The sequence below is a fragment of the Streptomyces sp. NPDC046727 genome (genome assembly GCF_040645635.1).
Taxonomy (GTDB): domain Bacteria; phylum Actinomycetota; class Actinomycetes; order Streptomycetales; family Streptomycetaceae; genus Streptomyces.
The window spans coordinates 34,566-59,662 of the sequence record NZ_JBEYYR010000024.1 but is presented as its reverse complement, the minus strand read 5'-3'; the positions used below and the strand labels follow the sequence as shown (position 1 = coordinate 59,662).

Sequence of the window (25,097 nt, the reverse complement as noted above, 5' to 3'; positions counted from 1 at the left end):
GGGCCGGCCGGTGGCTCGCGCTCAGGTCAGGTCCGTACGCAGCACGACCCGGCGCCCCCGCAGCTCGCCCTTCTCCATCCGCGCGTGCGCCTCGGCGGCGGCGCTCAGCGGGAGCACGTCGACGCTCCGGGGGCGCAGCAGGCCCTGCCCGAGCAGGTCGTTGACGGCGGTGGCGGCCTCGGTGAGTTCACCGGTCGTCGCGTGCGAGATGACGAAGCCCACGACGGAGCGGTCGTTCATGTACAGCGCTCCGGCGGGCAGCACGGGCCGGGTCGTGGCACCGGCCAGCAGCACCACCCGGCCACGGCGGGCGAGCAGGCCGACCGAGGTCTCCAGGTCGTTGACGCCCGCCGTGTCCAGGTACAGGTCGACGCCTCTCGGTGCCGCCCGGCGGATCTTCCCGGTCAGCTCCGGGTCCCGGTAGTCGAACACCTCGGCCGCGCCCGACTCGGCGCAGTATCCGGCGTCCCGCGCGCCGGCCGTGGCCAGGACCCGGGCCCCCGCCCGCGCCGCGAACGTCACCAGGGCGCTGCCGACATTGCCGGCGGCGCCCGCGACCAGCACGGTCTCGCCGAGGCGGAGGCGGCCGTGGACGAACAGCGCGAGATACGCGGTGGCGGCCGGGTGCAGCGCCGCCACGGCGAGGTCGGGATCGACGCCGTCGGGCAGCGGGTAGAGCCGGTCGGCCGCCACCACCGCCCGCTCGGCCGCCGCGCCCTGCCGTCCCTCGTGCCCGAGGCTGTTGCACCACACCCTGTCCCCGGCCCGGAAGCCGGTCGCGCCCGGTCCCGCTTCCGCGACCGTGCCCACCAGGTCACGGCCGATGACGAACGGGAAGTCCACGGCCGTACGGAACACCCCCGACCGTACGTAGGCGTCCACCGGGTCCACGGCGGTGGCGAGGACGTCCACCAGGACGTCGGCCGGGCCGGGCCGGGGCGCGGGCAGTTCGCCGTACCGGATGACGTCCGGGGGACCCAGCTCCTGAATGTACGCGGCACGCATGGCATCCCATGCTGCCACCGGCGGCGGGAGCACGCGCGGGCGACGCACCCAAGATTTCTTGACCGATCGTTCCGATAAACCTAGGCTGCATCCGTGGCCAGGACCAAGGAATTCGATCCGGACGCCGCGCTGCAGTCAGCCCTGGAGCTGTTCTGGCGGCGCGGCTACGAGGCGACGTCGATGGCCGACCTGGTCGCGCACCTGGGCATCGGCAAGGCGAGCCTGTACGCCACCTTCGGCAGCAAGCACGAGTTGTACCTGAAGGCGTTGGACCGGTACGAGCAGGCAGGTCTGGTGCCGATCGTGCGGGAGCTGTCGCAGCCGGGGCCGGCCCTGCCCGCCGTACGAGCGGTCGTGCGCCGGTACGCGGCCGAGGCCGCCGACGCCCGTCTGCGGCTGAATGGCTGCCTGGTCACCAACGCGGCGGCCGAGCTGGCCCCGCACGACCCGGCCGCCGCCCGACGGGTCGAGCGCAACTGGGACCACGTCGAGACCGTGCTGCACTCGGCACTCGTGCGCGCCCAGGCGCAGGGCGAGCTGCCCGCCGGGCGCGATCCGCTCACCCTCGCCCGCATGCTGCTCGTGCTGATGCAGGGCCTGCGGGTCGTCGGCAAGGCGTCGCCGGACCCCGCCCGGGTGCGGGACGCGGCGGAGCAGGCGCTGGCGCTGCTCGACTGACACACCCCTCACCCGAGGGGCGTGTTTCCTGCCTTCATACTGAACCAATCGGTCAAGAAAAGGGGAGATCATGACCACCACCCGCTTCACCGGCAAGACCGCTCTCGTCACCGGCGCGGGCTCCGGCATCGGACGTGCCGTGGCCCTCGCCCTCGCCGCGGAGGGTGCTCGGGTGGTCGTGGCCGGGCGCCGGCCGGAGCCGCTGGAGGAGACCGTCCGCCTGGTCGAGGAACAGGGCGGCAAGGCCCTCGCGGTGACCGCCGACGTCTCCCGGGCCGCGGACGCCGAGGCGCTGGTCCGGGCCGCCGTCGAGCTCCCCCACCCTCGGCTTCGCTCGGGCGGGGGGACCCCCATCGGCTCGCTCGACGTGGCCGTCAACAACGCCGGTGTCTTCCGGGGCGGGCAGCCCCTCGCCGAGCTGCCGGAGGAGGACTGGCACACCCAGCTCGCCATCAACGTCACCGGCGTCCACCTGGCACTCCAGGCTCAGATCCGCCAGATGCGCACCCAGCCGTCGGGCGGCGCGATCGTCAACGTGTCCTCCACGTTCGGACTGCACGCCGCGTCCGCGGGAGCCGCCGCGTACGCCGCGACCAAGGCCGCCGTGACCGCCCTCAGCCGGGGCGCCGCCCTGGACCACATCGGCGACGGCGTCCGCATCAACGTGGTCAGCCCCGGTGCCACCGCCACCTCCATGTCGCTCCGCCCCGGCGAGACGGAGGCCGGCCGCACCGAGCGGGCGAAGGCCACGCTCCCGCTCGGCCGGATCTCCACCACCGAGGAGGTGGCCGCCGCCGTCCTCTACCTGGCCTCGGACGACGCGGCATCGGTCGTCGGCACCGACCTGGTGGTGGACAGCGGCGGCTCGCTGTAGCCCGTCAGTCGATCCCCGACCGCTCCACGCCCGCCACGATCCACCGCTGGAAGCACAGGAACACCAGCAGCAGCGGCAGGATCGACACGGCCGCCGCGACGAACAGCTCGTGCAGCCGCACGACCTGGGCGGTGGTGAACGAGGACAGGGCCACCTGCACCGTCCAGGCGCTCTGGTCCTGCCCGATCACCAGCGGCCACAGGAAGGAGTTCCAGGCGCCGAGGAACACGATGGTCCCGACCGCCGCGAACACCGGACGGGCATGCGGTACGACGACGAGCCAGTACGTCCGCCAGTACCCGAGCCCGTCCACCTGCGCCGCGTCCTCCAGCTCCCGCGGGAATCCGAGGAAGTACTGCCGGAAGACGAAGCAGGCGAACGCGGAGAACAGGGTCGGGACGATCAGCCCCCGCAGCGTGGAGACCCAGCCCAGCGACGACACCAGGACGAAGCTGGGCACGAAGGTGACGGCCGCCGGGACCAGCAAAGTGCCCAGGATGCCGTAGAAGACCTTGTTCGCGTGCCGGTAGGGGATGCGGGCGAGGCCGTAGCCGGCGAGGGAGGCCAGGAGCAGGGTGCCCAGCGTCGTCGCGACGGCGATCAGCGCGGAGTTGAGCAGCGAGCGGGCGAACGGAACGGACGGGTCCGCGAACAGCTCCCGGACGTTCCCCCATCTCACCTCGTCGGGGAAGAAGGTCCATCCGGGCGAGGTGATGTCCTGCTCGTCGGCCAGCCCGTTGCGTACGAGCAGATAGAAGGGGATCAGGAAGAGCAGGGCGAGCACGATCAGCACCACCAGCCTGAGCGCCCGCCCGGCCCGCACCAGGGCGTCATCCATCGCCGTCCGTCCTTCCCAGCCGCAGCCAGCGCGCCTGCCCCACCGTGACGACGGCGATGACCAGCGCGAGTATCACCGCGCCCGCGCTGCCGAGGCCCAGGTTCTGCCCCTGCCCGAGAGCGGTGTAGTAGAGGTAGACGAGCGGCGGCCGGGCATACGGCGGGTACCCCCTCGCATCCGACAACAGGTTGTAGAACTCGTCGAACGCCTGGAAGGCGTTGATGACGAGCAGCAGCACCACGGCGACCGAGGTGGCCCGCAGCTGGGGCAGGGTGATGTGCCGCAGCACCGTCCAGCCGGGCCGGGCCCCGTCCACGGCGGCCGCCTCGTACAGCGCCGGGTCGATCCGCTGCAGCCCGGCGAGGAGGAGGATCATGTAGAACCCGGCCTGCAGCCACAGCCGTACGGTCACGATGACCAGCCAGTACCAGGGCGGGTCGGTGGTGGACAGCCAGGCGACCGGGTCGCCGCCGAACCACCCCAGGACGGTGTTCGCCAGCCCGAACCGCACGCCGTTGAACAGGGACATCTTCCAGACGAGCGCCGCGACGACATAGCTGCACGCGGCGGGCAGGAAGAACACCGACCGGAAGAACGCCCGGGCACGCCCGATGCGGTTGACCATCAGGGCGAGGGAGAGGGAGAACACGTAGGTGACGGGCACGATGAAGGCGGTGAAGACGAGGAACGTCTTCAGGCTGTCGACGAACGCGTCGTCCCGCAGCATCGCCGTGTAGTTGTCGAGTCCGACGAAGTGCGTGGGCGTGACGGTGTTGTGCGCGTCGAAGAAGCTCAGGCCCACGCTCCACAGCAGCGGAACGTAGGTGAACAGCGCGAGCCCGAGCGCGAACGGCCCGACGAACACCCAGAACCACAGGGCCCTGTTGCGCCTCACGACGTCCTCTGCGCTTTCTTCACGCGGTCGAGTTCGGCCGACACCTTCCGTACGACGGCCCGCAGTTCGCTCTCCGGACTCGCCCCGTCCTTGATGATCCGGCTCAGCGCGTCCTGGTAGGCGGTCTGGCCAGCCGGGGTCCACAGCAGCGGCTGGGCGTAGCCGTGGTCGGTGGCGAACCGGACGGCGTCGGCGGCCGGGCCCTTCCTCAGCCGGGTGGCCTTCTCGGCGAGGGAGATCCGGGCGGGGATGTGGAAGCCGTAGGACAGCGCGAAGTCCTCCTGGTAGTCGGTGTGTTCGACCCAGAGCCACTTCACGTAGTCCTTGGCGGCCTCCTTGTTCCTGCTGCGGGCGCTGACGGCGGCACCGTAGGCGCCGACGGGCACGGAGGGCCGGCCGTGGCCGCCGTCCCCCGGGAAGGGCAACACCCCGAAGTCGTCGCCGAGTTCCCTCTCCACCTGCGGCAGCGCCCACAGCCCGGACCACTGCATCGCGGTCAGGCCCTGGAGGAAGGCGGACGGGTCGGACCAGTCGGAGGGCGCGCCGAGGAGCAGGGACCTGTCGGCGTACAGCTGGTGCAGCTTGCCGAGGGTGCGGGCGGCCGCGGGGTCGTCGAAGCCGACCTTGCCGTCGTCGGTGACGAGCGGGAGCCCGGCCGCGTACAAGGGGGTGCCGCCGAGGACGCCCGCGCCGCCGTCGTTGCCGAGGAAGAGCCCCTTGACCTTGCTGTCGGTGAGCTTCCCGGCAGCGTCGACCAGGGCGTCCAGGGTGGTCGGCGGCTCGACTCCCGCCTTCTTGAGCAGGCTCTTGCGGTAGTAGAGCAGCTGCGTGTCGATGACCTGGGGGATGCCCCAGACCCTCCCGTCGTACGTCTTGGGCGTGAGCACGGCCGGATTGAAGTCGTCCTTCACCCCCTCCAGCAGCTCGGTGAGATCGAGGACCTGGCCGCCCTGGATCTGGTCCAGCGTCGGCCCGTTGACCTCGAAGACATCGGGCCCGGAGTCGGTGAGCAGCGCGGCGGCGGTCTGCTGGTCGTAGTTCCCCGGCCGCCATTGCACGCTGACCTGCGCCTTCTTGAAGGCGGCGGCGTACCGCCGGACGGCCTGCTCGGTGCCGGCCTCGCCGTACTGGTGGTACCAGTGCGACAGCCGTGGCCCGGAGCCGCCGCCTCCGCGCCCGGTGTTCGACCCGCACGCCGTGAGCAGTCCGGCGCCCGCGGCCAGCAGCGTCCTACGGCTGAAACTCCCCATCGTGTGCCCCCTGACGTTCGTCATCGATGCACGGCCCAACGATCAACCATGCGGGGCGATTACGAAAGGCGAGTTGCGGCCGTGTGTCACCCGCCGAGGGAGTCGAAGTCCACACCGGTCAGCCGGACCGAGGCGGCCCAGAGCGCGGCCGACGCCCGGTCGTCCACGGTCCACGGGGCCCGCCGGGACGGCGCCGGCGCGCCGCGCCACATCGCGAACGACGGCCCGAAGAAGGAGTCGGTGCGTACGCCGGGCGCGGTCGCCGCGTACAGCGTGGGCAGCGCCCCGGCCTCCGCGGACTGGGCGAACACCCGGTTCGCCAGCTCCATCAGCCGCTCGGCACCGCGCCGCCCCTCGGCCCGTGGCCCGGCGGTCAGGAGGTTGGTGGCCGCGTACCCCGGGTGCGCGGCCACCGCAAGGAGGTCACGGCTGCCCACCCGGCGCGCCAGCTCGTGTGTGAACAGCAGATTGGCGCTCTTGGCCCGGGCATAGGCCACCCACCTCCCGTATCTCTTCTCACTGTTGAGGTCACGGAGATCGATGTTGGCGAGGGCGTGCATCATGCTGGACACGGTCACGATCCGCGCGCCCGGGGTGGCGAGCAGCCGTGGCAGCAGCAGCCCGGTGAGGGCGAAGTGCCCGAGGTGGTTGACGCCGAACTGGGTCTCGAACCCGTCGACGGTCGTCCCGTACGGTACGGCCATCACGCCGGCGTTGTTGACGAGCAGGTCGATCCGGTCGTACGGCAGCGAGTCCGCGAAAGCCCGCACGGACGCCAGCTCCCCGAGGTCCAGCCGGCCGACCTCGACGGACGCCCGGGGCACCTCCCCCACCAGCCGCTCGACGGCCGCCCGCCCCCGCGCCTCGCTCCGGCAGGCGAGCACCACCTGGGCCCCCTTGCGGGCCAGCTCCCGCGCGGTGACGTAGCCGAGGCCGCTGTTGGCGCCGGTGACGACGGCCGTACGGCCGGTGAGGCCGGGGATGTCGGTGGTGGTCCATCCTGACATGAGCACGCTCCTCCGCCGGTGAAGGGTCCGGACCAGACTAGACGCGGGGGTGACCCGGATCGCGGCCCGCTGGGCACCACTGACGGCGGAGGACACGTACGAGAAGGGACTGCGGGCTCTGCTGAACGGGCTCCTGCCCAACGGCTGACGACCACGCGCCCCAGGAGCCACCGATAGCGAACTTGACGTCAAGGTCGGTCTCCACGATGTGCTCGGCCGTCGGGTCCGTCGTCGGCGCGGAGGTGTGAACGGTGATCAGCGACTCGACCATGTCGTCCCGAGCTGTGCCGACGGAGATCGAGTGCGGTTCAACGCCGATGCGATGGACGTGGACCGCTTCTTTCGTCCAGCCGGCGGGTGGCAGGTCCGGGTCCGTCGCGTGTTCGGCGATCCACGCGTCGTAGGGGTCGAGGTCCTGGACGTAGAACTGACCGTGATCGGCGTCGATCACGAATCTCAGTGAAGCATCAGCCACCCGCGCAGGTTATCGAAGCCGATGGCGACTGCTGAGGCGAGTGCTTCCACCTGGTCAGCCCGAGGCGGAGCCGCGAGCAGGGGCATGCACGAAGGGGCGGCACCTCCGCACAGGGTGTACGGCTGACCTCCTGACGAGGGAAGTCAGCCGTCTCCCATACCTGGAGGGCACTCTCAGGGCACATCGCTCAGCGCGGCTTCCATCATGCCGGCGGTCTGGTCTTCCTCCGCCTCCCACAAGTGCGTGTAGACGTTCAGCGTGATCGATGGCTTAGCGTGACCAAGCCTCATCTGCACCTGCTTCGGCGTCGCTCCGTTCTTGATCAGCACTGAGGCATAGAAGTGCCGCAGATCGTGAAGCGTCGCGTCCTCGGGGACACGTACCTTGCTGCCCGACTTCTTCAGGTGGGCGTTCGCCCGCTTGACGTTCCGGGCCCACACCTTTGCCCAGCTCCCACGCCGGATCGCTCCGCCGGTCTCGCTGGTGTACAACAACCGAGCATGGCGCCATAAGGGCTTCCTGGGGTTCGTCCGATCCTCGATGTACACGACCCGCGGCGGGAACTCCTCGCGATGCCGTGCGATCTCGTCTACGACCGAACGCCCTTGAGGAACAGCCCGATAGCTCTGCTTGGTCTTCGGTTCCCCGAGGTATGGCACCCCCTTGTCGGGACCGATCAGTTGCTGCTTGACCGTCACGGTCTCGGTAGGCTCTTCGTCCTCCAGCCCGAACAACTCACCCTGCCGCAGACCCGTCGATGCAGCCTGCCTCACCAAGGCGCGGTACCGGGGAGACGCGGTCACGATCAGTGCCTTCACTGCCTCGGGGTGGAGCGGGTGAATCTCCGGATAGAAGACCTCTGGGGGTTTCAGCCCTTCCCATGGGTACTTCGGGATGATCCCCTCTTGGTGCGCCATCTTCAGGATGCTGGTGCAGACGTTCCAGGGCGTCGCGAAGGTCGACGGGGCGATGACCGCGGACCGATCTTTGATCCATTTCTGGCCGTCTGCCCGCTGGATGCTGCCGATCTGCCGGTTGCCGAACGTTGGGTAGATGTGCAGCCGTAGGGCCCGCTCGACATTCGTCTCGGTCCGCTCGCGGTGTACGGCCGTCTCCTGCCAGCGCTCAGCGACAGCCTTGAACTTCTGCTTGCCAAGCTCCCGGTTCACGAACGTGCCGCCGTCGAGTTCAGCCTTCACCTTGGCGGCACGGGAGTCCGCAGCCGTCTTCTTCTCGTAGTTCTCCTTGCACTGCTTGCCGGACAAGTCCCGGTAGCGCACCTGCCAGCGTTTCCCTGTGCCGTGCTCGGTGCTCGGATACAGCGTCTGGGTCTTGCTGCTGTGCGCCTCGCACGGCTTGGCATCGGCCGGCGGCCGGGACAGGTGCCAGCGGTCGTACACGTCAGCCATCAGTTCCCCTCCTCTGGGCAAGCCGAGTCAGCTGTGAGGCGGGGTCGGTTGCTGTTTCGGGTCATGCTGCGCGTCGGCCTCCGATCTCGTCAGCGTCGTACTTGTCCAGCGCTTCGGCGTCGTACAGAACATGTCGACCGCGCCTGATGAAGCACTGCGGGCCGGTTTCGGCGTAGCGCCAGTAGCGGACGGTTGAGGGCGACGTGCGGTAGCGCTCGGCGACTTCCGCAGTCGTCAGGTACTTCTTCATGACGTCCTTCCTGTGGGGAAGGGGGGAGAGCAAGTCCCGCCCCGGCGTTTCGGGCTGTGTCCGAGGTGCGGATTTCTGCGTCACCGCGTCACCTGCGTCATTCAGGCTTCTGACCTGCGGGTTTTGTGTGACGCAGAGGGATGGGGGTGCGTCACGCGTGACGCAGGCTGTCCGTCACGCGTGACGCAGGTGACGCGGCGTGACGCAGAGATGGGCCGTCTGCGTCACGCCTGTAGGCGCAGGTCACTCGCCGTTTTCGCGGGCCCCGTGACGCTGTGACGCAGCGTTCCCCTACTTAGGAAAAAAGAGGGGGTGTCTGCGGTGGTGCGGCGCGGCTCAGGGCGTGAAGAAGGAGCCGCTTCGCGGCGCGACCATCGAGGCGGCGCGAGCGCCGAACAACAAGAGGAGCACGCCGGGCCTGTGGTGCTCCTCTTGCTCGTACGGCCGTGGCGGTCAGAGCGCCTGCTGCTCGTGCGACGGCGCGGCGAGCGTGCAGGTCATCACGAGGTAGCGCCCCTCTCGGGTGCGGCCCGAGTCGATGAGTACGCCCCGGGCGGCGAGGGTGGGCTGTAGCCGCTTGAGGCGGTCGGAGAGCACCTTGCCCGTGGTCGGCCAGCCCTTGGGCAGGGGACGGAAGTCTTCCCCGATGTAGACGCGGCTGAGGCAGTGCAGCCACTCCGTGGACGTCATCCGCTGCTCGGTGCCCGGGTCGATGCCGGCGGCGTACTTGAGTACGGTCTGCGCCAGCAGGTCGCCTTCGATGACGTCGTCGTTGAGGTCGTCCAGGCTGGCCCGATAGGCGGTCAAAGCTCCCAGACCGGTGGCAGCGTCGAGTTGGGCGCACAAGTGGGCGAAGTCGGCCATGCGCAGGTCGGTTGGGATGTCCGCCTGTGCTGCGCGGACCTTGACCGTGAGGTCCAGGAGCGAGCCGAGGATGACCGGCAGCGCCTCTGTGTACTCGGCCCACAGTTCCGCTTCCGTGCGCCTGACCTTGGGACGCTCCAGCCGCAGGGGCAGCAACCGCTCCGCAAGGTCGGGCTTGATGATGCCCACGTCGATGCCGGTCAGGAGCAGGGGGCGGCGGTAGCCGATGCGGAAGACGTCCCCGTCGGTGAACAAGGCGCGTTTGACGTCCTCTGCTCCGGTGACGATGCGGCACATGGCGTCGGACAGGTCGGGGGTCATGTGGGAGAGGTTGTCCAGGGCGGTGACCCATCCGGCCGCCACGGTCGTGGTCAGGTTCTCTTCATCCTTCGGGGCCCGGCGCAGGTCACCGCTCATGCCCTCGATGATCCGCACGAGCATCCTGCCGCCGGTGGACTTGCCCGCGCCCTGCGGGCCGGTGAGGAACGGCGCGGGAACGGGCACGGACGGAGCGAGGCAGCCGACCAGCCACGCGATGGCCAGGCACTCGGTCTCCGCGGTGGCGAAGTTGCACAGCCGCAGCAGTAGATCGATGCCCTTGCCGTCCGTGTTCTTGGCCGGCAGCGGCAGTTCGCCGGTGAGCTGGGTGCGCCGCCAGCACACCTCACGCGGATCGGGAACGGCGATGTCCCATCCGGTGGGGTGGATGCGGACGGACTGCCCGTCGGCGCGGCCCAGGTCCAGCCACGTCGCGCCGTCGAACCCCGGGGCGACGCGGATGTACACAGGCTGCACCTCCTCGGACAGTGCGAGTGCTTCGATCAAGTCGAGTGCCTCCTTGAGCGCGGTCCCGTTGAACACGCCCAATCCGTCCCTGTACAGGCCGACCATGAGTTCCTGGCGGTGGCTGCCGGTCGTGCCCTGGGAGCGGATCGGGCGGGCGACGGGGTGGCCGTTCCTCTGCGCGTACACGGTCCCGTCGGCGGTGCGGAAGTACCGGAAGTGCGCCTGTGCGTAGTCGGTGATGACCTCGCGGGCCGGGTTCTTGTCGTCCTCGGACATGGTCACAGTCCCAACGTGGTGCAGGCGTTGGTCCACGCGTCGGTGCAGTGCCGGGGGGATTCGCCCTTGGCCTGAGCGGCGGTGAACAGCCGCGCGATGTGCGCCTCGGTGAGGCAGCCGCACCGGCCGTGCGTCGACAGCACCGCAAGGAACGTCCGGTACACGGTCGCGTGGACGGCGCTACGGGCCTCGGTGATGCGCTGCACGGCCATGGTGATGCCACGGTCCAAATAGGTGGGCGTACGGTGTCGGCACTCGCCCCCAGGACCCCTCACAGGCACTGAGAGCGTCTGTGGCGCCCTACGGGCCGGGGACGGGTCCTTTACTGCCAGGGCGCGCACAGCGTCCGGTAGAGCGCCCATGGTGCCCGCGCCGTTGCCGAGCCAACGGGCGTACGACATAAGGGACTTGATGTCGACGCCGGGTCGGACCGCGTTCGAGGACGGCATGGTGCCTCGGTAGATCCAGTGCTCGCCCCGCGTCGTAGGCACGGTCCGGGTCGCGGGCAGAGTCTCGCGGGCCCACTGGACGGCGGCCGGGTCGTCCAGGTCGACCACGGTCACCCCGGCGCCGCCGGGGTGGTAGGCCACGGCCGCCGCCTGCCGCCACGCCGGGCCCCACGCGGTGGAGTTGAGGACGTGCGGGTCGGTGGTCGCGGCGGCCCACGCGTGGCACGGCGCCAGGCATCCGCAGGCGCCCGCCGCCTTCATGTTGGGCCGGCCACCGCACGCGTTCCGCGCACAGGAGGGGCAGTTCCCGAACGGCAGCTTCCCCCGGCGCAGGGGAAGCACCGGCAGACCGTCGGCCGCCAGACGCAGCGCGGTGCGCAGGTGGCTGGTCGGGGCGCTCACGCGGCCACCCCCAGACCGGCCGTCGCTTGCGCGGCGAGGAAAGCCCGCCCGATCCACTCGGTGTAGGCCGGAGGCAGCGCCTCCCGCAGCCGGAGATGGTCGGTGGACCAGTCGATGCCCTTGGCGGCCCGGATCTCCTCCACTGTGGCCTTGCCCCCGCCCTGGCCGTACGCGGCGACGTAGGGGCCGTCGTGGTACTCGCCGTGCCGCCACCCGCGCACGCGGCCCCGGTGGCGGGGGTGGGTCGGTCGGGCGGTGGTCCAGCGGCCGAGTTCGAAGTAGCGGTGCATCAGCACCGCCAGCCCGAACTGTTCCCCGCACAGACGGACGTCCTTGCGGACCTCGCTGCCGGCCACGTTCTCGATCACGTACGGCCGCCCCGTCGCCTCCAGCGCGGCCCGGGTGGGGGCGATGAGCCGGGGGTAGGTGCGGCCGATGGCGGCGTTGCGGGCCTTGTTGGTGCCCTTGGTCGGGCCGCCCTCTCCCTGGCAGGGGGGTGAGGTGTGGATGAAGTGGAATTCGTGGCCGTGGGCGCGGATGAACTCGATCGCGTCGCCCTGGTGGAAGGCGTCGCCCCGGTAGTCCGGCTGCGGTTCCTTGTCGACGCCGGTGATGTGGCAGCCGGGGAAGGCGCGGCGGTAGCCCTCGGTGGCGCCGCCGATGCACGAGTAGGCGTCCAGCACCCGGAAGGGTCCGGGCAGGGCGAGCACTCGCCCGATGTCGGTCGGATGGGTCATGCTGGGTGACCTCCACTGTTCAGTTGGATGAGTGGAACAAGGGCGGCCCCGGATCTTTGGCGAGACGGAGGGGCCGCCCTTGGCGTAGCTAGTGGTCGGGGTCCGGGTGCGCGAGGCAGACGCCCTCGCCCGCGTCGTCGCAGACGCACCCGGCCCGCTGGGCGTACTGCTGGCGGACGTAGCCGCGCGGGTCCTGCTCGGCCTGTTCCGCGAGGTCCGGGGCGATGTGCGGCCAATCGGTGTCAAGCAGCATCACGGCCGCCGCGAGCGCGGTCTCGGTAGATTCGCCGCCGCCAAGCAGGACGGGCTCATCGAGCAGCGCGATGCGGTCCAGGAGCGCGGCTTTGCGCAGGTAGTAGTCCCGGTCCAGTTCGGTGAAGCACTCGGTCGTGGCGAGGGTGCGGGCGGTCCAGCCGATCTCGCTGACGATGCTGGGCGCGAGCGTGTACGCCGCTTCCGGGGCCGGGAAGGGCTCCGGGTCGTGGCGGTAGGCGGCGGTGGCGTACAGCCGGGTGCGCTTGCCGTCCCGGGTCGGGTAGGCGCGCACGGCGCCGGTGACGAACGCCTTGTCGAGGGCGGTGGTGAGTCGGTCGGTGTCGGCGGGGTCGCAAATGATGCGGATCTCGAACACGGCGCTCCAGTTCACGGGTTGGGGATGGCGTGGACGACGACGGCGGCGGCGAGGGAGTTGATGGGTCCGGCGGCTCCGGTGGAGGCGAGGAAGAACCCGAACATGACGGCCGCGAACGCGGCGCCGAAGCTGAGGCTGTGGTTACGGAGCAGGAAGAACAGGACGAGGCCGAACAGGAAGACGAGCGAGACGGTCACGGCCATTCGGGGAACTCCCTGTCGTGGTAGTGGTCGGGGTCGTGGTGGTGGTGACGGCGGGTGCCGGCGCGGTGGATGTCGCGGCCGGTGTTGAGCAGACGCCGGCCGATGCGGAGCCGGTAGCGCTGCCCGCGGCAGCGGCGGCACAGCTTGACCTTGCGGCGGGCCTGCCGGATGCCGGTGCCGGAGCACTTTCGGCAAGGGGTGAACGGCTGGACCGTACATAACAATGCGTAACCAGCGGCGGCCAGGAAGAGGGCGAGGCTAGCGAAGCCCACAGGGGCTCACATCCCTTCTCAGGGCGGTTTCGGGGTGTTTCCGCAGATGAGCCGCTAGACGCTAGTTCGCTGATCAGCGGCCCTTAGGGGCGCTAGTGGCGGTGCTAGATCTAGCGGTGGCGGCTGCTAGGTCTAGCACCTCTGCTCGGGCTAGGCGGCGGCCCGATCGGCGTTACGCCGTGTAATCGCGGCGAGGACATCGGCGCGCTTGATGCCGCGCCGGTTGGCGCCCTCGCCGTCGTCGGTGGTGCCCCAGACCTGCCCCGGCTTGACGCCCCAGGGCTTGAGGGCGGCGGTGACGTTCTCGCCCTGCCAGCCGGCGTAGGTGTCGGGGTGGGCATCGGAGAGGCGGACGGCGATGCGCTCGCACCACACGGCCTTCTCGTCATCCGCGATGACGTCGAGGATGTCGGCGAGGATGTCGGACCCGGCGCCGGTGGTCTCCGGGCCCTGGCCGATGGCGTGGCCGGTGACGTTGCCGTACTCCTCGCGCATCTGCCGCGCCCGGGTGACGACCAGCTCGGCCTTCGGGGCGTCCACGAACGCGGACGCGACGATGCGCGGGTCGTCGCCCTCGCCGGCCATCCAGCAGATGCCCAGGTCGCGGCGGCTGAACATGGTGGCCCGGATCCCGGACTTGTAGGTGCCGGTGCCAAGCACCATGTCGTTGGCCTGGTGGTTCATCACCTTCAGGCAGAACCGCAGGACCGCGTTGGCGGAGATGCCGGGGGGCAGGGACTTGGCGTCGGGCCGCTGGGTGGCGAACATGCCGATGATGCCGAGGGCCGGACCGCGCTTGGTGATGTCGGTGCAGATGGCCTCGATCTCCGGGCCGTGCTTCTCGTGCTCGAACAACATCTGGCACTCGTCAATGCCGATGACGATCGGGTGCAGGCCCAGGCCCTTGTCGCTGGCCAGGTCCGGCGTCACCTTCGACTCCGGGCAGCGCGAGCGCGGCAGGCTGCGGATCACCTTGGCCCGGCGGCGGATCTCCTCCTTGACCTCCCGCAGGGCGTTCAGGATGTACTCGACATCCTCGTCTTCCTCGCCGGAGCGATAGCGGTGGCAGACAGGCTCCAGCGGGCCGAGGTCGCCGGTGCCCTTCAAGTCGAACGCGTACAGGGCCGCGCGGGGGTCGAGGGCGCAGATCAGCAGGAGCAGACGGAGCAGGAACGTCTTGCCCATGCGAGGGATGGAACCGATGACGATGGCGGCGAACATCAGCGTCACCTCGACCCAGCGCATGCGCTGGTCGTTGCCGAAGATGACCGGCTTGAACAGGTCGACACGGCCGTCCTTCAGCAGCGGCCAGGCCGGCTTCGTCGTCTCGTTCATGGGCCGGTCGCCGACCCACAACACCAGACGCCCTTCGTGCTCGTGCTCGTCGCCGGACGGCCAGACGCAGCCGACCTTGCGGCGCAGGCCGGACGCGAGGGCCTCTCGCTTGTCCATGATGTCGTCCGGGGTGACGCCATACGGAAGGTCGAGGTCGGCGCGGTAGCCGGGCCCGTCCCGGACGATTTCGCTGGTGAAGCGCATCCCGTCCATGTCGCCGCCCTTCTTGATCGCGGCGGTGATCTTCGGGTTGCCGATGGACTCCAGACCACGCAGGACGATCGTGCCGGTGAGCTTCTGCAACTCGGTCTTCAGCACCGCCGGACCCACAACCGGGGCGTCCGGCTGCTGTCCGCCCAGACCGAGCAGGAGCACCCCGCCGGCCGCGAACGCGAACAGGAACTCGGGGGCCAGGACGTACAGGTACAGGGCGAACCCGAGACCGAACACGGCCGCAACCAGGGTGACCAGTCCGCGCAGCCGGATGCGGCCGGCGCGGAGCCGGGCCAGGCGCATGTACTCCTCAACGTCCTCGGTGCGCACCGCGAACTCCCGCAGGGGCGCGGCCTCGCGGTCCCATACCCACCGGTTCGTTGCCGCGATGAACCGGCACGCTCCCCGGGGTGCCATGAGGGTGAGGTGTCCGGCATACACGGGGATCCGCACCCCGTGGTAGAGGGCGGCGTAGCCAACGTTCGCGCTGGTGTGGCGGGCGGTGGCGAGGAAGTCACGCCGGTTGGTGAGCCATCCCGCCAGGACCGGCTTGCGCTTCTCGATGCGCACCTTCGGGTCCGGCAGCGCCGGGTTGTCCACCGGAACGGGCGCCGCCGGGGCGTCGTCATCGGAGGCGGTGTCGGGCACGGGACGCAGATGCGGGCCCACGGTGCTTTCCGTCATGCTGGGGTCTCCCTGCTGCTCAAACGGGTGGTGGGTGGCCCGGGGGCGGCCCTGTTTCCTTGGCCGGGACGGCCGCCCCCGGGGCGTTGCTACTTGCCGTTCTTGCTGTTCTTGGCGCGCTCTTCGCGCTTGCGGGCCTGGTCCAGGACGCGGTCGAACTTGCGCTGCAGGTCGCTCTGGTCGACCCGGCCGCCGAACTGGCGGTCGTCGGCGAGGCTGCGCTTGGCCATCCGGGCGACGTACCAGGCGAGCTGTGCCTTCTCACCCGCGGTCAGACGAGGCTGGTTGCTGCTCACGGCTGTCTCTCCGTTCCGGGCCGGACTGTCCGGCTCCCCACGGCCCCGGGCACATGGTCCGGGGCCACAGGCAGCCGTCAGCGACGGCCGCGGGCGCGGCGCACGTTGCTCGCGGCGCGCTTGCCGTCCTCGCCGCCCACCGAGCGGACGACGGTGACGACACCCCACGCGCACACGGCAGCGATCAGGGCCAGCAGGGCGAGGTTGGCGGCCATGGCGGTCAGCACCCCGACCAGCAGCGGGCCGAAGTAGACGCCGGCCGCGACCGCGCCGGCCCCGACCCCGGAGCCGAGCGCGACGCGCTGCACGGTGCGGTCCGGCGGCGCCTGGTGCACGTGCTGGTGGATGACCTGCGGCCCGCTGTAGTGCTGCGGCGGGGCGGACAGGCGGTCGGTGTAGGCGTAGGTGCCGTCCGGGAGCTGAACGACCCGGGGCACCTCAGGCAGCGATTCCATCGCAGGTTCCTTCGGGGTAGGCGCACGGCACGCACATGCCGAGCGAGGCGGGGATGACGTAGCCGGCGTCCCGGCGGCAGGCGGGGCAGATGCGGCGGGCGGCGTTCGCCTTGCCCAGGGCCGCCCACTTGGCCGGCGTCATGGGCCGTACAGGCTTGGCCAGGTCGATCCGGTACAGGTAGGCGACCAGCGGTCCACGCCAGCGGCGCGGACGCTCGACCTGCGCAGCCACATCCTGGCCACCCGGCCGCAGCCCCTGCGCGCGTAGCTGACGGCGGGTAGCAAGACCGTCCGGGGCCAGTCGCCAGACGTAGACGGGAAGGGCGGCCATCAGCGGCCGACGATGGCCAGATCGGCCCCGACTTCGGCCGGGGTGCGATGTTCGGCGTAGCGGGCGGAGACCCAGCCCACCGACCAGCCGCACAGCTCCGCCGCAGACCGCACCGGCAGCCCGGCGGTGAACGCAGCGGTCACGATGGCGCGGGCTTCGTGCTCCGGGAGCTTGCCGGTCGCCGGGCCGCGCTCCAGCAGTGCGGTGCGTTCGCGCTCGGCCCGCGCCTGCTGCTCGGCCCGTTCACGGCGTTCACGCTCTACCCGCTCACGGCGCTCGTGCTCGCGGCGTTCAGCGGCCTCCCGCTCAGCCTGTACACGTTCGCGCTCACGCTGTTCACGCTCGCGTTCACGGCGTTCACGCTCGGCCTGTTCGGCGCGTTCGCGGGCCTCTTCCCGCTCGCGTTCCTCGCGGCGTTCGGCGGCTTGCCGCTCGGCCTGTTCCCGGGCCATGAGGGCTTCGTGTTCACGCTGTTCACGGGCCAGCAGCACGGCGTGCTCCCGTTCCTCCCGCGCCCGCCGCGCGGCATCCTCGCGCCGGGCGGCGGCGGCCTGCTCGCGAGCCTCGCGTTCGGCCCGCTCCCGCTCCTGCAACGCCACGACGGCGGCGGCGATGGCACGGCGGTAGGCCAATCCGGTCTCCGCCGTCACGATCAGCAGCAGCGGCGCCACGGCGTGGACCGCCACGCCCACCATGTCGTTCTTCAGCGCGGAGTCGGCCACGTTCAGGGCCAGCGTCATGCAGCCGGTCATCCACCGCAGCGCGACGGGCCACCGGCCGCCGTGCCCGCCCAACCGGGCCAGGACCGCATCCAGGCGGACCACGATGACCACCGCAGCGTCCACGACCAGGGGCAGGATCGGTGCGGTCCACGACCACTTCGCCGGGGTGTGAGCGGCGGCGAGCGGCGTCACGGTGAGCACCGAATAGAGCATCGCCCCGGCCACGATCAGCCACGTGCCAACCGACAGAGCCTTCTCGGCTGAACGGATATGAACGGCGTTCACGCCGCCTCCCTTCCACCCGTTCCCGGGCGGCCGGCGCGGCGGCCGTTCCGGCTGGTGTGGGTCGGCTCCGGGCCGTCCGCGACGCACCAGCCGCCCCCGGCGCGCTTGGCCGTGTACATGGCCTCATCCGCCCGCCGCAGCGCCAGCGGCAGCGACGGCGAAGGAAGCTCAGCGGTCAGGCAGGCACCCACCGAAGCCCCGACGCGGACGGTGCGGCCCCGGTATGTGAACGGGGCGGTGAGCGCGCCGTGCAGATCGTTCAGTAGCCACGACAGCGTGAACGGATCCTCCAGCGGCACGACAGCGGCGAACTCATCCCCGCCCAGCCGGGCCACGACCGCACCGCGCCGCGAGGTCAGCGCCTCGGTCAGGCTCGCGGCGGTGGCGCGGATCGCCGCGTCACCGGCGGCGTGCCCGAAGGTGTCGTTCAGGGCCTTGAAGCCGTCCAGGTCGACCAGCACCACGATCACGTACTCGTAGCGGGACAGCAGCCGGGCCGCACGCCGCTCGAACGGGGCCCGCGTCCACAGGCCCGACAGCGGGTCCCGGCGCGCTGCCGATAACCGGCGCCGCATCCACAGCCCGTGGACACCCCAACCACCGGCCAACGGCCCTGCGGCCGACACCATGGCCAACAGATCGTTCATCAGGCACCCCCGACCGCGAGCAGGGCAGCGAAAACGAGCAGGGCGCCGCCGGCCAGGGTCAGATCGACCGCGCGGCGCAGAGTGGTGAACTTGCCGACCGCCAGGCGGGACAGGCCCGCGATATCAGCGGCTAGGTCCCGCGAAACTGTTTCGGTGATCTCCTGCGCGGTCAGGGTGGCCCACAGCGGGAAGCCGTGCCGGCCGCTCAGGTTCGGGCGGACCGAGCGCAGCAGCAGCCCGGCCGCCGTGAGCAGCGCCGCCATACCGGCACCCCCGATGATGCGGGCGGGCCAGGCGAGGGAGAGGTCGTGGCCGACGGTCCAGGCTCCGGCGAGAACGGCGCCGACGAACGCCAGCAGCAAGCTCGTCTTGCCGTCGGTCCGCGCGATCTCCGCCTTCACCTCGGCGTGCGCGGCCATGAGGTCCCGTCCGGTCGTGGCGGTCATGCCGCACCCCCCGGCAGGCTCGCCGTGGCCGCACGGTTCGCCAGCGCCGCCCGCTCAGCCAGCACGCGGCGGCGGGCCCGGCGCATCCGGCGCTCGTCCAGCTCGCTCGGGGTGCGGTCGAGCGTGATGATCTGCGAGTCGAGCAGCTCGACCTCCGCCAGGATCAGCGGGATCTCCTGCTCGATCGCGTCCAGCTCCGCGGCGGTCGGCTCCCGCCAGTCCGCGAACGCGGTAACAGCGTCCTGAACAGTGACGATGTGTTCCATGGGTCGTGGTTCCTCTCACAGGTGAACGGCCCGAACAGCGCCCCCGGAGCTGCAACTCCGGGGGCGCGCGCCGTTGGGGTGTGGATCAGCCCTCACACGGGCGGAAGTCCTACGCGCTACTTGCCCCTGGCCCTGGCCTTGGCCTTGGCGACGTGCTCGTTGCCCATCTGCTGCGCCCGCTGGGAACTGGAGGTCTCCCACCCCTGGGCGCCGCAGGAGCAGCGGTACTGGACCTTGCGCCCGCCCCGGGCGGGCCAGATGAAGAAGGTGTGCCTGGTGCCGAACATGCGGTGTCCTCTCCGAAAGGGGGATCAGGCGGGTAGTGCGCGCCCCGGGCCGCATTCGATGCGACGCCCTCACGGCGGGATGCCGGGGCTGTACCAGGCCGACACTGGAAACGTCGCCCGGCGGCCGTCACCCGGGCCGTGCGGGGACAGGGACTCGAACCCCGTCGAAATTAGGCACCCTGTTGAGTTTTCAAGGAACGACCGCTGCCTTCGTACTCACCCTCATGGGCTTTCCTCCGGGCGCCTGCTTGCAGTACCTGTTTTACAGGTACTGCATGGGGGTCCGTCAAGTACGGGCGCGGACCTTCTTGGCTTTGCGCCGGGACTTCTTGGCGCACCATCAGAATGTCTGCAGCTCAGGGGAGTTGGTCACCCCCTACGTGGACAGGGCGGGGAGTTCTGGTTACCGTCAAGAGCTCCCTGCTGCCGTCAAGAGCTCCCTAGATGTCCCTTGGGGGATGGATGCCCAACGAGCGTTTGCGGTCCGCCATGTTGGCCCGGAACATGACCGTTCAGGACTTGGCAGAGGCGATCCAGGTCAACCCGAAGACGGTCGAACGCTGGATCACGCAGGGCAAGGTGCCGTACCGGCGCCACCAGTACGCGACTGCCTCCGTGCTGCAGGTCGACGTCACGGCGCTGTGGGACGACGACCGCAATGTCGACAGCGCAACGGACATGACGAAAGCCGAGATAGTCGCTGTCTATCCCCACAGGCACACCGTGCCGCCGGGTCTCTGGCGCGACCTGTACGAGAGGGCGGAGAGGAACCTCGACGTTCTCGTCTACTCCGGGCTCTTCCTGTCCGAGGATCCCCTGTTCCTGGACCTCGTGAAGAAGAAGGTTGAGGGATCCACCCAGGTACGGATCCTGCTCGGAGACCCCGACTGCGAGGCCGTCCGGCAGCGTGGCATCGATGAGGGACACCGGATCATGGACGGCAAGATTCGGAACGCGCTGGTGAACTACCGGCCGCTCTTCAAGAGTCACCCCGAAATCGGGTTCCGGCTCCACGCGACGACGCTCTACAACTCCATCTACCGGTCCGATGACGAGATGCTCGTCAACCCGCACGTCTACGGCATCGGCGCCTACATGGCACCGGTCTTCCACCTGCGACGCATGCCGGGCGGCAGCCTGTTCGACACCTACGCGAATAGCATCGAACAGACCTGGGGAGGCGCACGCCAGGTCACGGACCAAGACATCACGGGAGCCTGAGCATGGGACGCATTGACTACCTTCACGACCCCGACGCCCCGCCGGCCAACTCGGTCGTGCCCTCCGTCGTTGCGCTCGTGCAGAACGACGCGGGACAGGTGCTCATGATTCAGCGCTCCGACAACGGGCGTTGGGCACTCCCGGGCGGTGGCCACGACGTCGGGGAGTCGATCAGCGACACCGTGGTACGTGAGGTCTGGGAAGAGACTGGCATCAAGGCCGAGGTCATCGACATGTCCGGGATCTACACCGACCCCGGGCACGTCATGAAGTACGACGACGGGGAAGTGCGCCAGCAGTTCAGCATCTGCTTCCGCGCGCGGCCGGTCGGCGGTGAGCTGCGTACGAGCAACGAGACGACTCAAGTCCGCTGGGTGGACACGGCTGACCTGCGCGACCTGGACATCCACCCCACCATGCGACTCCGCATCGAGCACGCCATGGACCGGACGCGTACGACTCCCTACATCGGCTGACGCTTGACGGCAGCGACGCGTTCGAGCACGCGCGATGTGCTGGCAAGGATCTCCGGTTCCGCACGGCGGATGAACGTGCCGATGAGGCTGTCCGGGCCGTAGCGTCCTGCGATCTCGTTGACTCGGTCGATCGGGTTCGTGGGCGTGCCGTCCGGCGTGGTGTTCATGTCGCAGTAGCAGAGCGCGTCGTTGAGGTGCGCGCCCTCACGGGGGAACTCCCCCGCCAGCTCGTCATGCAAGCCGCGGGCCTCTGCCTCCATCCACGCGCACGAGTGGTGGGCTACGAGGTTCACGACCCGTCCGTCGGCGTCGGCGACGTCGCGGAGGTAGCGGGCGCCATCAAGCGGGTGAAAGCCGGTCTTGGCGAGGTCGGGGGCGTACCCGATGTCATGGAGAACGGCCGCTGCTTCAAGCAGGTCGGCATCCTCGCCCAGGATGGGCGCGATGGTACGGGCCCGCTCAGCGACGCCCAAGCAGTGCTGCCAGCGTCGAGGCAGCGGCTCGGCAAGCAGCGACTCGGCGAGGGGGTAGGCCCACTCGGTCAGCTTCGACAAGCTACGAACGCTCCTCTCGAATCGGCGCGGCGCGGACCGTCCGCACCCTGCCTTGCCCACCACCGGCCAGCACGCCGGCCGCCTCCAACTTGTCGAGAGCCTTGGTCACGGTGGGCCGCGACACCCCGAACCGGGCGGCCAGGACGGAAGCACTGGGAAAGGCTGTCCCCGCTTCGAGCCCTTCATCCGTGATGATCGCCGCGATCCGTTCGTCCAACGGGCGCCGGTCGGCCGACTCGCCCGCCCGCACAACACGCCACCGCCCACCAGGCACCGGTTCGGCGACGCCCTCGCGCTGGAGTACACCGAAGGCGCGTAGAGCGACCCCTCGGGAGATCTTGTAGTCGCGCACGAGATCAGCAGCAGACGGAAGTTCCGTCATGCCCGGGTCTGCCTCGATACGGACCCTCAGCGCATCGGCGATCTTCAGGAAGGTACCCCGGGGGCTGGCCTGTTCTGCCACGCGCTCTCCCTCTCGGTCAGCCAATCGTCCTACCCCAGCTTCCCATGCTGCCCCGTCAGCTTGATAAGACCGTCTCTGCCTCATCAAGGCCCGCGCACGGCGCGGGCGCGCGCCACCTCTGCGGCGCGGCCTGCCTCCTGTCTTCGCCCCGGCTGGCCGCGCCCGGCGGCGCGCTCGGCGGCGCGCTCGGCGGCTACGGGCATGAAGTGGGAAGACACCCTCTGTGGCTGGGGCGTCGATCCGGCGGTCATGTGCTTGGTTCTTCAGCAGCAGTGCTCTGGCGGCTCGGTGCGTGCAACCATGCTCTTGTAGGCGTTTTGCGTGAATCGGATGGTGGTCGGCATGGTGGCGCTGCGGTGGGTGGTGGCAGTGGGGGCCTCGGTAGCGGCGTTCTTTGCCGTGGCGGTGCCGTGGGCCGTGCTGTCTGTAGGCGGTAACGACCCTTGGGACGTGATCGGTCCGGTCGCGGGAGTGGTCGCGGCCGGTGTGCTGGCCGCTTTGGGTTGGTGGGCCTCCCAGGCGGGTGCGTCCGGCGGTGTTGGGCCGGCGCGCAAGGTGCGGCAGTCGGCTCGTGCGAAGGGGAGTGTCAAGCAGACCGCTGGCAGCCGCGGAACGCCTGCGCGGTCAGGGCGTCGCCCGCTGCTAGAGAGCATCCGACAGAAGGCGCGGGGCGGGGGTGACGTCGACCAAGTCGCCGGCGACCGGTCCTGACCAAGCCGAACGCAGGAGGATCCCGTGAGGTCGGAACGGAGACAGACGCAGCAGCGCGCCCGCGCGGGTAGGGACGTCACGCAGCTTGCGGCCGACATACATTTTCAGGTGCCACCTGCGCGGGAGCCTGAGGTGGCCTGGCCAGTTTGGGTGGGCAGCGTTCCCAAGCTCGCGGCGGCGTTCCAGCCGCGCATGACAGCCCAGGCGGCCCTTAATGAGGCTCGCAATGAGCCGGGTGCGGGAGGGCCGGTGCTGTCGCAGGTCCTGTCGGGAGATGGCGGAGTCGGCAAGAGCCAGCTCGCCGCCGCGCTGGCACGGGAACTGCGCGACAAGGACCGCGAACAGGGCGGCGGCTTGGACCTGCTCGTGTGGATCAGTGCTACTGAGCCCGACCAGATCATCACCGGCTATGCCGAGGCCGCCGAAGAGTTGCGCCTCCCGGTCAGCGGCAGCGGGGATGACACCACCGCCGCGCGTGCATTCCTGGCCTGGCTGTCGGTTACCGGTCGGCGCTGGCTGGTGGTGCTTGACGACATCACCGACCCGGTGGCCGTTGATGCGTGGTGGCCGGACGGCAATCCCCGCAACGGTCGTGTCCTGGCTACCACCAGACGTAGAGACGCCTTGCTGAGCGGCCAGGGCCGCCGCCTGATCCACCTTGGCCTCTACACCCCCGCAGAGGCGACGGCCTACCTGCGCCGCCGCCTGTCCGACGCTGGACATCCCCAGCTGTTCGAGGATGGTGCCGCAGGTGAGCTGTCCCAGGCGCTGGGCCTCTTGCCGCTCGCTCTCGGTCACGCCGCCGCCTACATGATCAACAAACGGTGCGACGTCGGCACGTACCTCACCCGCTTCCAGGACACGAACAGCAAACTTGCCGACCTCCTCCCGCCGGAGGCGGACACCGAAGGCTACGGCCGGCCCGTCACCGCCGCGCTCCTACTCTCCCTCGACGCCGTCCAAGCCGCCGACACCACTCAACTGGCCCGGCCACTGCTCCAGCTCATCGCGCTGATGGACCCGCTCGGACACCCAGCAGACCTGTGGACCACATCACCGGTGCAAAAGCACCTACGCACCGCACGCCCGCCCCGCCGCCGCTGGCTGCGTAGACAGCAGCCGACCGTCACCGAAGAGGACATCCACTCCGCGCTGGACTGCCTGCGCATCTACGCCATTGTCGCGCAAGACAGCACCCGAGGACCGATCCGCATGCACGCCCTGACAGCACGGGCCATACGCGAGACGATCCAACCCAGTGCACTATCTGCCATCGCCCACACTGCAGGCGATGCAGTCCTCAGCCTGTGGCCCGACCTCGACCACCACGACCGAGACCTGTCCGCGGTCCTGCGCGCGAACACCATGCTGCTGGACCAGCACACCTACCCGCTGCTGTGGCAGCCCACCACGCATAGGTGTGTGTACCGGGTCAGTAGCAGCCTGACAGCGGTGGGCTTGTACGAACAGGCCGTCGAATATGACCGGGTTCTTGTTCAGCGCAGCACCGAAAGTCACAGCCTGGACCACCCCGACACCCTTAGAGTCCGCACCAGCCTGGCCAACTCCTACGCCGGGGCCGGGCGCACCCGGGAGGCCCTCGAACTGCACGAGCGGGTGCTGACCGACTGTGAGCGCCTGCTCGGCCCGGACCATCCCGACACCCTTAGCGCCCGCCACAACCTGGCTATCTCCTACCGGGCCGCCGGACGCACCCAGGAGGCCCTCCAACTGGAGGAGCGGGTGCTGACCGACCGCGAACGCCTGCTCGGCCCGGACCATCCCGACACCCTTAGCGCCCGCCACAACCTGGCTATCTCCTACCGGGCCGCCGGACGCACCCAGGAGGCCCTCGAACTGCGTGAGCGGGTGCTGGCCGACTATGAGCGCCTGCTCGGCCCGGACCATCCCGACACCCTTAGCGCCCGAGGCAACCTGGCTGTCTCCTACAGCGACGCTGGACGCACCCAGGAGGCTCTCCAACTGGAGGAGCGGGTGCTGGCCGACTATGAGCGCCTGCTCGGCCCGGACCATCCCGACACCCTCACCACCCGCCACAACCTGGCTATCTCCTACCGGGCCGCCGGACGCACCCAGGAGGCCCTCGAACTGCGTGAGCGGGTGCTGACCGACCGCGAACGCCTGCTCGGCCCGGACCATCCCGACACCCTTAGCGCCCGCAGCAACCTGGCTGTCTCCTACAGCGCCGCCGGACGCACCCAGGAGGCTCTCCAACTGGAGGAGCGAGTGCTGGCCGACCGCGAACGCCTGCTCGGCCCGGACCATCCCGACACCCTCACCACCCGCCACAACCTGGCTGTCTCCTACAGCGCCGCCGGACGCACCCAGGAGGCTCTCCAACTGGAGGAGCGAGTGCTGGCCGACCGCGAACGCCTGCTCGGCC

At 70.0% G+C, this 25,097-nt stretch carries 30 protein-coding genes; 5 read left to right on the top strand and 25 right to left on the bottom strand.

Annotation, left to right across the window (positions count from 1 at the left end; all coding sequences use genetic code 11):
• Window positions 1–21: 21 nt before the first annotated feature.
• Window positions 22–1,005, bottom strand: coding sequence for an NADPH:quinone reductase (locus tag ABZ937_RS26780; protein ID WP_361695865.1), 984 nt, complete (start codon window positions 1,003–1,005; stop codon window positions 22–24).
• A 93-nt stretch (window positions 1,006–1,098) separates the two neighbouring features.
• On the opposite strand from ABZ937_RS26780, the gene ABZ937_RS26775 reads away from it, so the two are divergent.
• Both ABZ937_RS26775 and ABZ937_RS26770 read left to right on the top strand, forming a co-directional pair.
• The gene (locus ABZ937_RS26775; protein WP_361695864.1) at window positions 1,099–1,683 is read left to right on the top strand and encodes a TetR/AcrR family transcriptional regulator; all 585 of its coding nucleotides are present in this window, start codon (window positions 1,099–1,101) and stop codon (window positions 1,681–1,683) included.
• Window positions 1,684–1,753: 70 nt separating this feature from the next.
• Entirely contained in the window at window positions 1,754–2,557 is an 804-nt protein-coding gene (locus tag ABZ937_RS26770; protein ID WP_361695863.1) for an SDR family oxidoreductase, read from the top strand.
• Between the two features lie 4 nt (window positions 2,558–2,561).
• Here the strand turns inward: ABZ937_RS26770 and ABZ937_RS26765 are convergent, their stop codons facing one another.
• From ABZ937_RS26765 to ABZ937_RS26660, 22 genes are all read right to left on the bottom strand, one after another.
• Window positions 2,562–3,395, bottom strand: a complete 834-nt coding sequence (locus ABZ937_RS26765; protein WP_361695862.1) for a carbohydrate ABC transporter permease — start codon at window positions 3,393–3,395, stop codon at window positions 2,562–2,564.
• Entirely contained in the window at window positions 3,388–4,290 is a 903-nt protein-coding gene (locus ABZ937_RS26760) for a sugar ABC transporter permease (protein WP_361695861.1), read from the bottom strand. The genes ABZ937_RS26765 and ABZ937_RS26760 overlap by 8 nt, the downstream gene beginning before the upstream one ends.
• Window positions 4,287–5,540 (bottom strand): sugar ABC transporter substrate-binding protein, encoded by a 1,254-nt coding sequence (locus ABZ937_RS26755; protein ID WP_361695860.1) that lies wholly within the window; start codon window positions 5,538–5,540, stop codon window positions 4,287–4,289. Before ABZ937_RS26755 ends, ABZ937_RS26760 begins: the two co-directional genes overlap by 4 nt.
• A gap of 86 nt (window positions 5,541–5,626) precedes the next feature.
• The gene (locus ABZ937_RS26750; RefSeq protein ID WP_361695859.1) at window positions 5,627–6,547 is read right to left on the bottom strand and encodes an oxidoreductase; all 921 of its coding nucleotides are present in this window, start codon (window positions 6,545–6,547) and stop codon (window positions 5,627–5,629) included.
• Window positions 6,548–6,584: 37 nt separating this feature from the next.
• Window positions 6,585–6,998: a hypothetical protein gene (locus tag ABZ937_RS26745; protein ID WP_361695858.1), complete on the bottom strand. Its 414-nt coding sequence runs from the start codon at window positions 6,996–6,998 to the stop codon at window positions 6,585–6,587.
• A gap of 197 nt (window positions 6,999–7,195) precedes the next feature.
• A complete protein-coding gene (locus tag ABZ937_RS26740; RefSeq protein WP_361695857.1) occupies window positions 7,196–8,431 on the bottom strand; it encodes a tyrosine-type recombinase/integrase in 1,236 nt (411 codons plus the stop codon).
• Between the two features lie 61 nt (window positions 8,432–8,492).
• The gene (locus ABZ937_RS26735; protein ID WP_361695856.1) at window positions 8,493–8,681 is read right to left on the bottom strand and encodes a helix-turn-helix domain-containing protein; all 189 of its coding nucleotides are present in this window, start codon (window positions 8,679–8,681) and stop codon (window positions 8,493–8,495) included.
• A 453-nt stretch (window positions 8,682–9,134) separates the two neighbouring features.
• Window positions 9,135–10,607 carry an ATP-binding protein gene (locus tag ABZ937_RS26730; protein WP_361695930.1) on the bottom strand — a complete coding sequence of 491 codons (1,473 nt, stop codon included), beginning with the start codon at window positions 10,605–10,607 and terminating at the stop codon, window positions 9,135–9,137.
• A 2-nt stretch (window positions 10,608–10,609) separates the two neighbouring features.
• On the bottom strand, window positions 10,610–11,458 hold the full coding sequence (locus ABZ937_RS26725) for a bifunctional DNA primase/polymerase (protein ID WP_361695855.1): 849 nt from the start codon (window positions 11,456–11,458) through the stop codon (window positions 10,610–10,612).
• Window positions 11,455–12,195 carry a DNA methylase gene (locus ABZ937_RS26720; RefSeq protein ID WP_361695854.1) on the bottom strand — a complete coding sequence of 247 codons (741 nt, stop codon included), beginning with the start codon at window positions 12,193–12,195 and terminating at the stop codon, window positions 11,455–11,457. The genes ABZ937_RS26725 and ABZ937_RS26720 overlap by 4 nt, the downstream gene beginning before the upstream one ends.
• An 88-nt stretch (window positions 12,196–12,283) precedes the next feature.
• Window positions 12,284–12,841 carry a hypothetical protein gene (locus ABZ937_RS26715; protein ID WP_361695853.1) on the bottom strand — a complete coding sequence of 186 codons (558 nt, stop codon included), beginning with the start codon at window positions 12,839–12,841 and terminating at the stop codon, window positions 12,284–12,286.
• A complete protein-coding gene (locus ABZ937_RS26710) occupies window positions 12,838–13,029 on the bottom strand; it encodes a hypothetical protein (protein ID WP_361695852.1) in 192 nt (63 codons plus the stop codon). Before ABZ937_RS26710 ends, ABZ937_RS26715 begins: the two co-directional genes overlap by 4 nt.
• Entirely contained in the window at window positions 13,020–13,301 is a 282-nt protein-coding gene (locus ABZ937_RS26705; protein ID WP_361695851.1) for a hypothetical protein, read from the bottom strand. Before ABZ937_RS26705 ends, ABZ937_RS26710 begins: the two co-directional genes overlap by 10 nt.
• A 150-nt stretch (window positions 13,302–13,451) precedes the next feature.
• A complete protein-coding gene (locus ABZ937_RS26700; protein WP_361695850.1) occupies window positions 13,452–15,533 on the bottom strand; it encodes a cell division protein FtsK in 2,082 nt (693 codons plus the stop codon).
• 89 nt (window positions 15,534–15,622) lie between these two features.
• Window positions 15,623–15,829, bottom strand: a complete 207-nt coding sequence (locus ABZ937_RS26695) for a DUF6257 family protein (protein ID WP_361695849.1) — start codon at window positions 15,827–15,829, stop codon at window positions 15,623–15,625.
• A 77-nt stretch (window positions 15,830–15,906) separates the two neighbouring features.
• Complete coding sequence (locus tag ABZ937_RS26690) at window positions 15,907–16,284, bottom strand: DUF6251 family protein (protein WP_361695848.1); 378 nt, start codon at window positions 16,282–16,284, stop codon at window positions 15,907–15,909.
• Window positions 16,268–16,615 carry an RRQRL motif-containing zinc-binding protein gene (locus ABZ937_RS26685; protein WP_361695847.1) on the bottom strand — a complete coding sequence of 116 codons (348 nt, stop codon included), beginning with the start codon at window positions 16,613–16,615 and terminating at the stop codon, window positions 16,268–16,270. Before ABZ937_RS26685 ends, ABZ937_RS26690 begins: the two co-directional genes overlap by 17 nt.
• On the bottom strand, window positions 16,615–17,622 hold the full coding sequence (locus tag ABZ937_RS26680; protein ID WP_361695846.1) for a DUF2637 domain-containing protein: 1,008 nt from the start codon (window positions 17,620–17,622) through the stop codon (window positions 16,615–16,617). Before ABZ937_RS26680 ends, ABZ937_RS26685 begins: the two co-directional genes overlap by 1 nt.
• A complete protein-coding gene (locus ABZ937_RS26675) occupies window positions 17,619–18,269 on the bottom strand; it encodes a GGDEF domain-containing protein (RefSeq protein ID WP_361695845.1) in 651 nt (216 codons plus the stop codon). The genes ABZ937_RS26680 and ABZ937_RS26675 overlap by 4 nt, the downstream gene beginning before the upstream one ends.
• On the bottom strand, window positions 18,269–18,715 hold the full coding sequence (locus ABZ937_RS26670; protein ID WP_361695844.1) for a Pycsar system effector family protein: 447 nt from the start codon (window positions 18,713–18,715) through the stop codon (window positions 18,269–18,271). The genes ABZ937_RS26675 and ABZ937_RS26670 overlap by 1 nt, the downstream gene beginning before the upstream one ends.
• Complete coding sequence (locus ABZ937_RS26665; RefSeq protein WP_361695843.1) at window positions 18,712–18,981, bottom strand: DUF6284 family protein; 270 nt, start codon at window positions 18,979–18,981, stop codon at window positions 18,712–18,714. The genes ABZ937_RS26670 and ABZ937_RS26665 overlap by 4 nt, the downstream gene beginning before the upstream one ends.
• A 116-nt stretch (window positions 18,982–19,097) precedes the next feature.
• The gene (locus ABZ937_RS26660) at window positions 19,098–19,268 is read right to left on the bottom strand and encodes a hypothetical protein (protein WP_361695842.1); all 171 of its coding nucleotides are present in this window, start codon (window positions 19,266–19,268) and stop codon (window positions 19,098–19,100) included.
• A 504-nt stretch (window positions 19,269–19,772) separates the two neighbouring features.
• On the opposite strand from ABZ937_RS26660, the gene ABZ937_RS26655 reads away from it, so the two are divergent.
• Entirely contained in the window at window positions 19,773–20,489 is a 717-nt protein-coding gene (locus ABZ937_RS26655) for a helix-turn-helix domain-containing protein (protein ID WP_361695841.1), read from the top strand.
• Between the two features lie 2 nt (window positions 20,490–20,491).
• Window positions 20,492–20,965: an NUDIX domain-containing protein gene (locus ABZ937_RS26650; protein WP_361695840.1), complete on the top strand. Its 474-nt coding sequence runs from the start codon at window positions 20,492–20,494 to the stop codon at window positions 20,963–20,965.
• Here the strand turns inward: ABZ937_RS26650 and ABZ937_RS26645 are convergent.
• Together ABZ937_RS26645 and ABZ937_RS26640 are read right to left on the bottom strand one after the other, a co-directional pair.
• Window positions 20,953–21,519: an HD domain-containing protein gene (locus tag ABZ937_RS26645; protein ID WP_361695839.1), complete on the bottom strand. Its 567-nt coding sequence runs from the start codon at window positions 21,517–21,519 to the stop codon at window positions 20,953–20,955. The two genes, ABZ937_RS26650 and ABZ937_RS26645, sit on opposite strands and share 13 nt — an antisense overlap.
• A gap of 1 nt (window position 21,520) precedes the next feature.
• The gene (locus ABZ937_RS26640; RefSeq protein ID WP_361695838.1) at window positions 21,521–21,982 is read right to left on the bottom strand and encodes a GntR family transcriptional regulator; all 462 of its coding nucleotides are present in this window, start codon (window positions 21,980–21,982) and stop codon (window positions 21,521–21,523) included.
• A 960-nt stretch (window positions 21,983–22,942) separates the two neighbouring features.
• On the opposite strand from ABZ937_RS26640, the gene fxsT reads away from it, so the two are divergent.
• Window positions 22,943–25,097: FxSxx-COOH system tetratricopeptide repeat protein (gene fxsT, locus ABZ937_RS26635; protein ID WP_361695837.1), on the top strand; the 2,155-nt coding region annotated here is incomplete at its 3' end.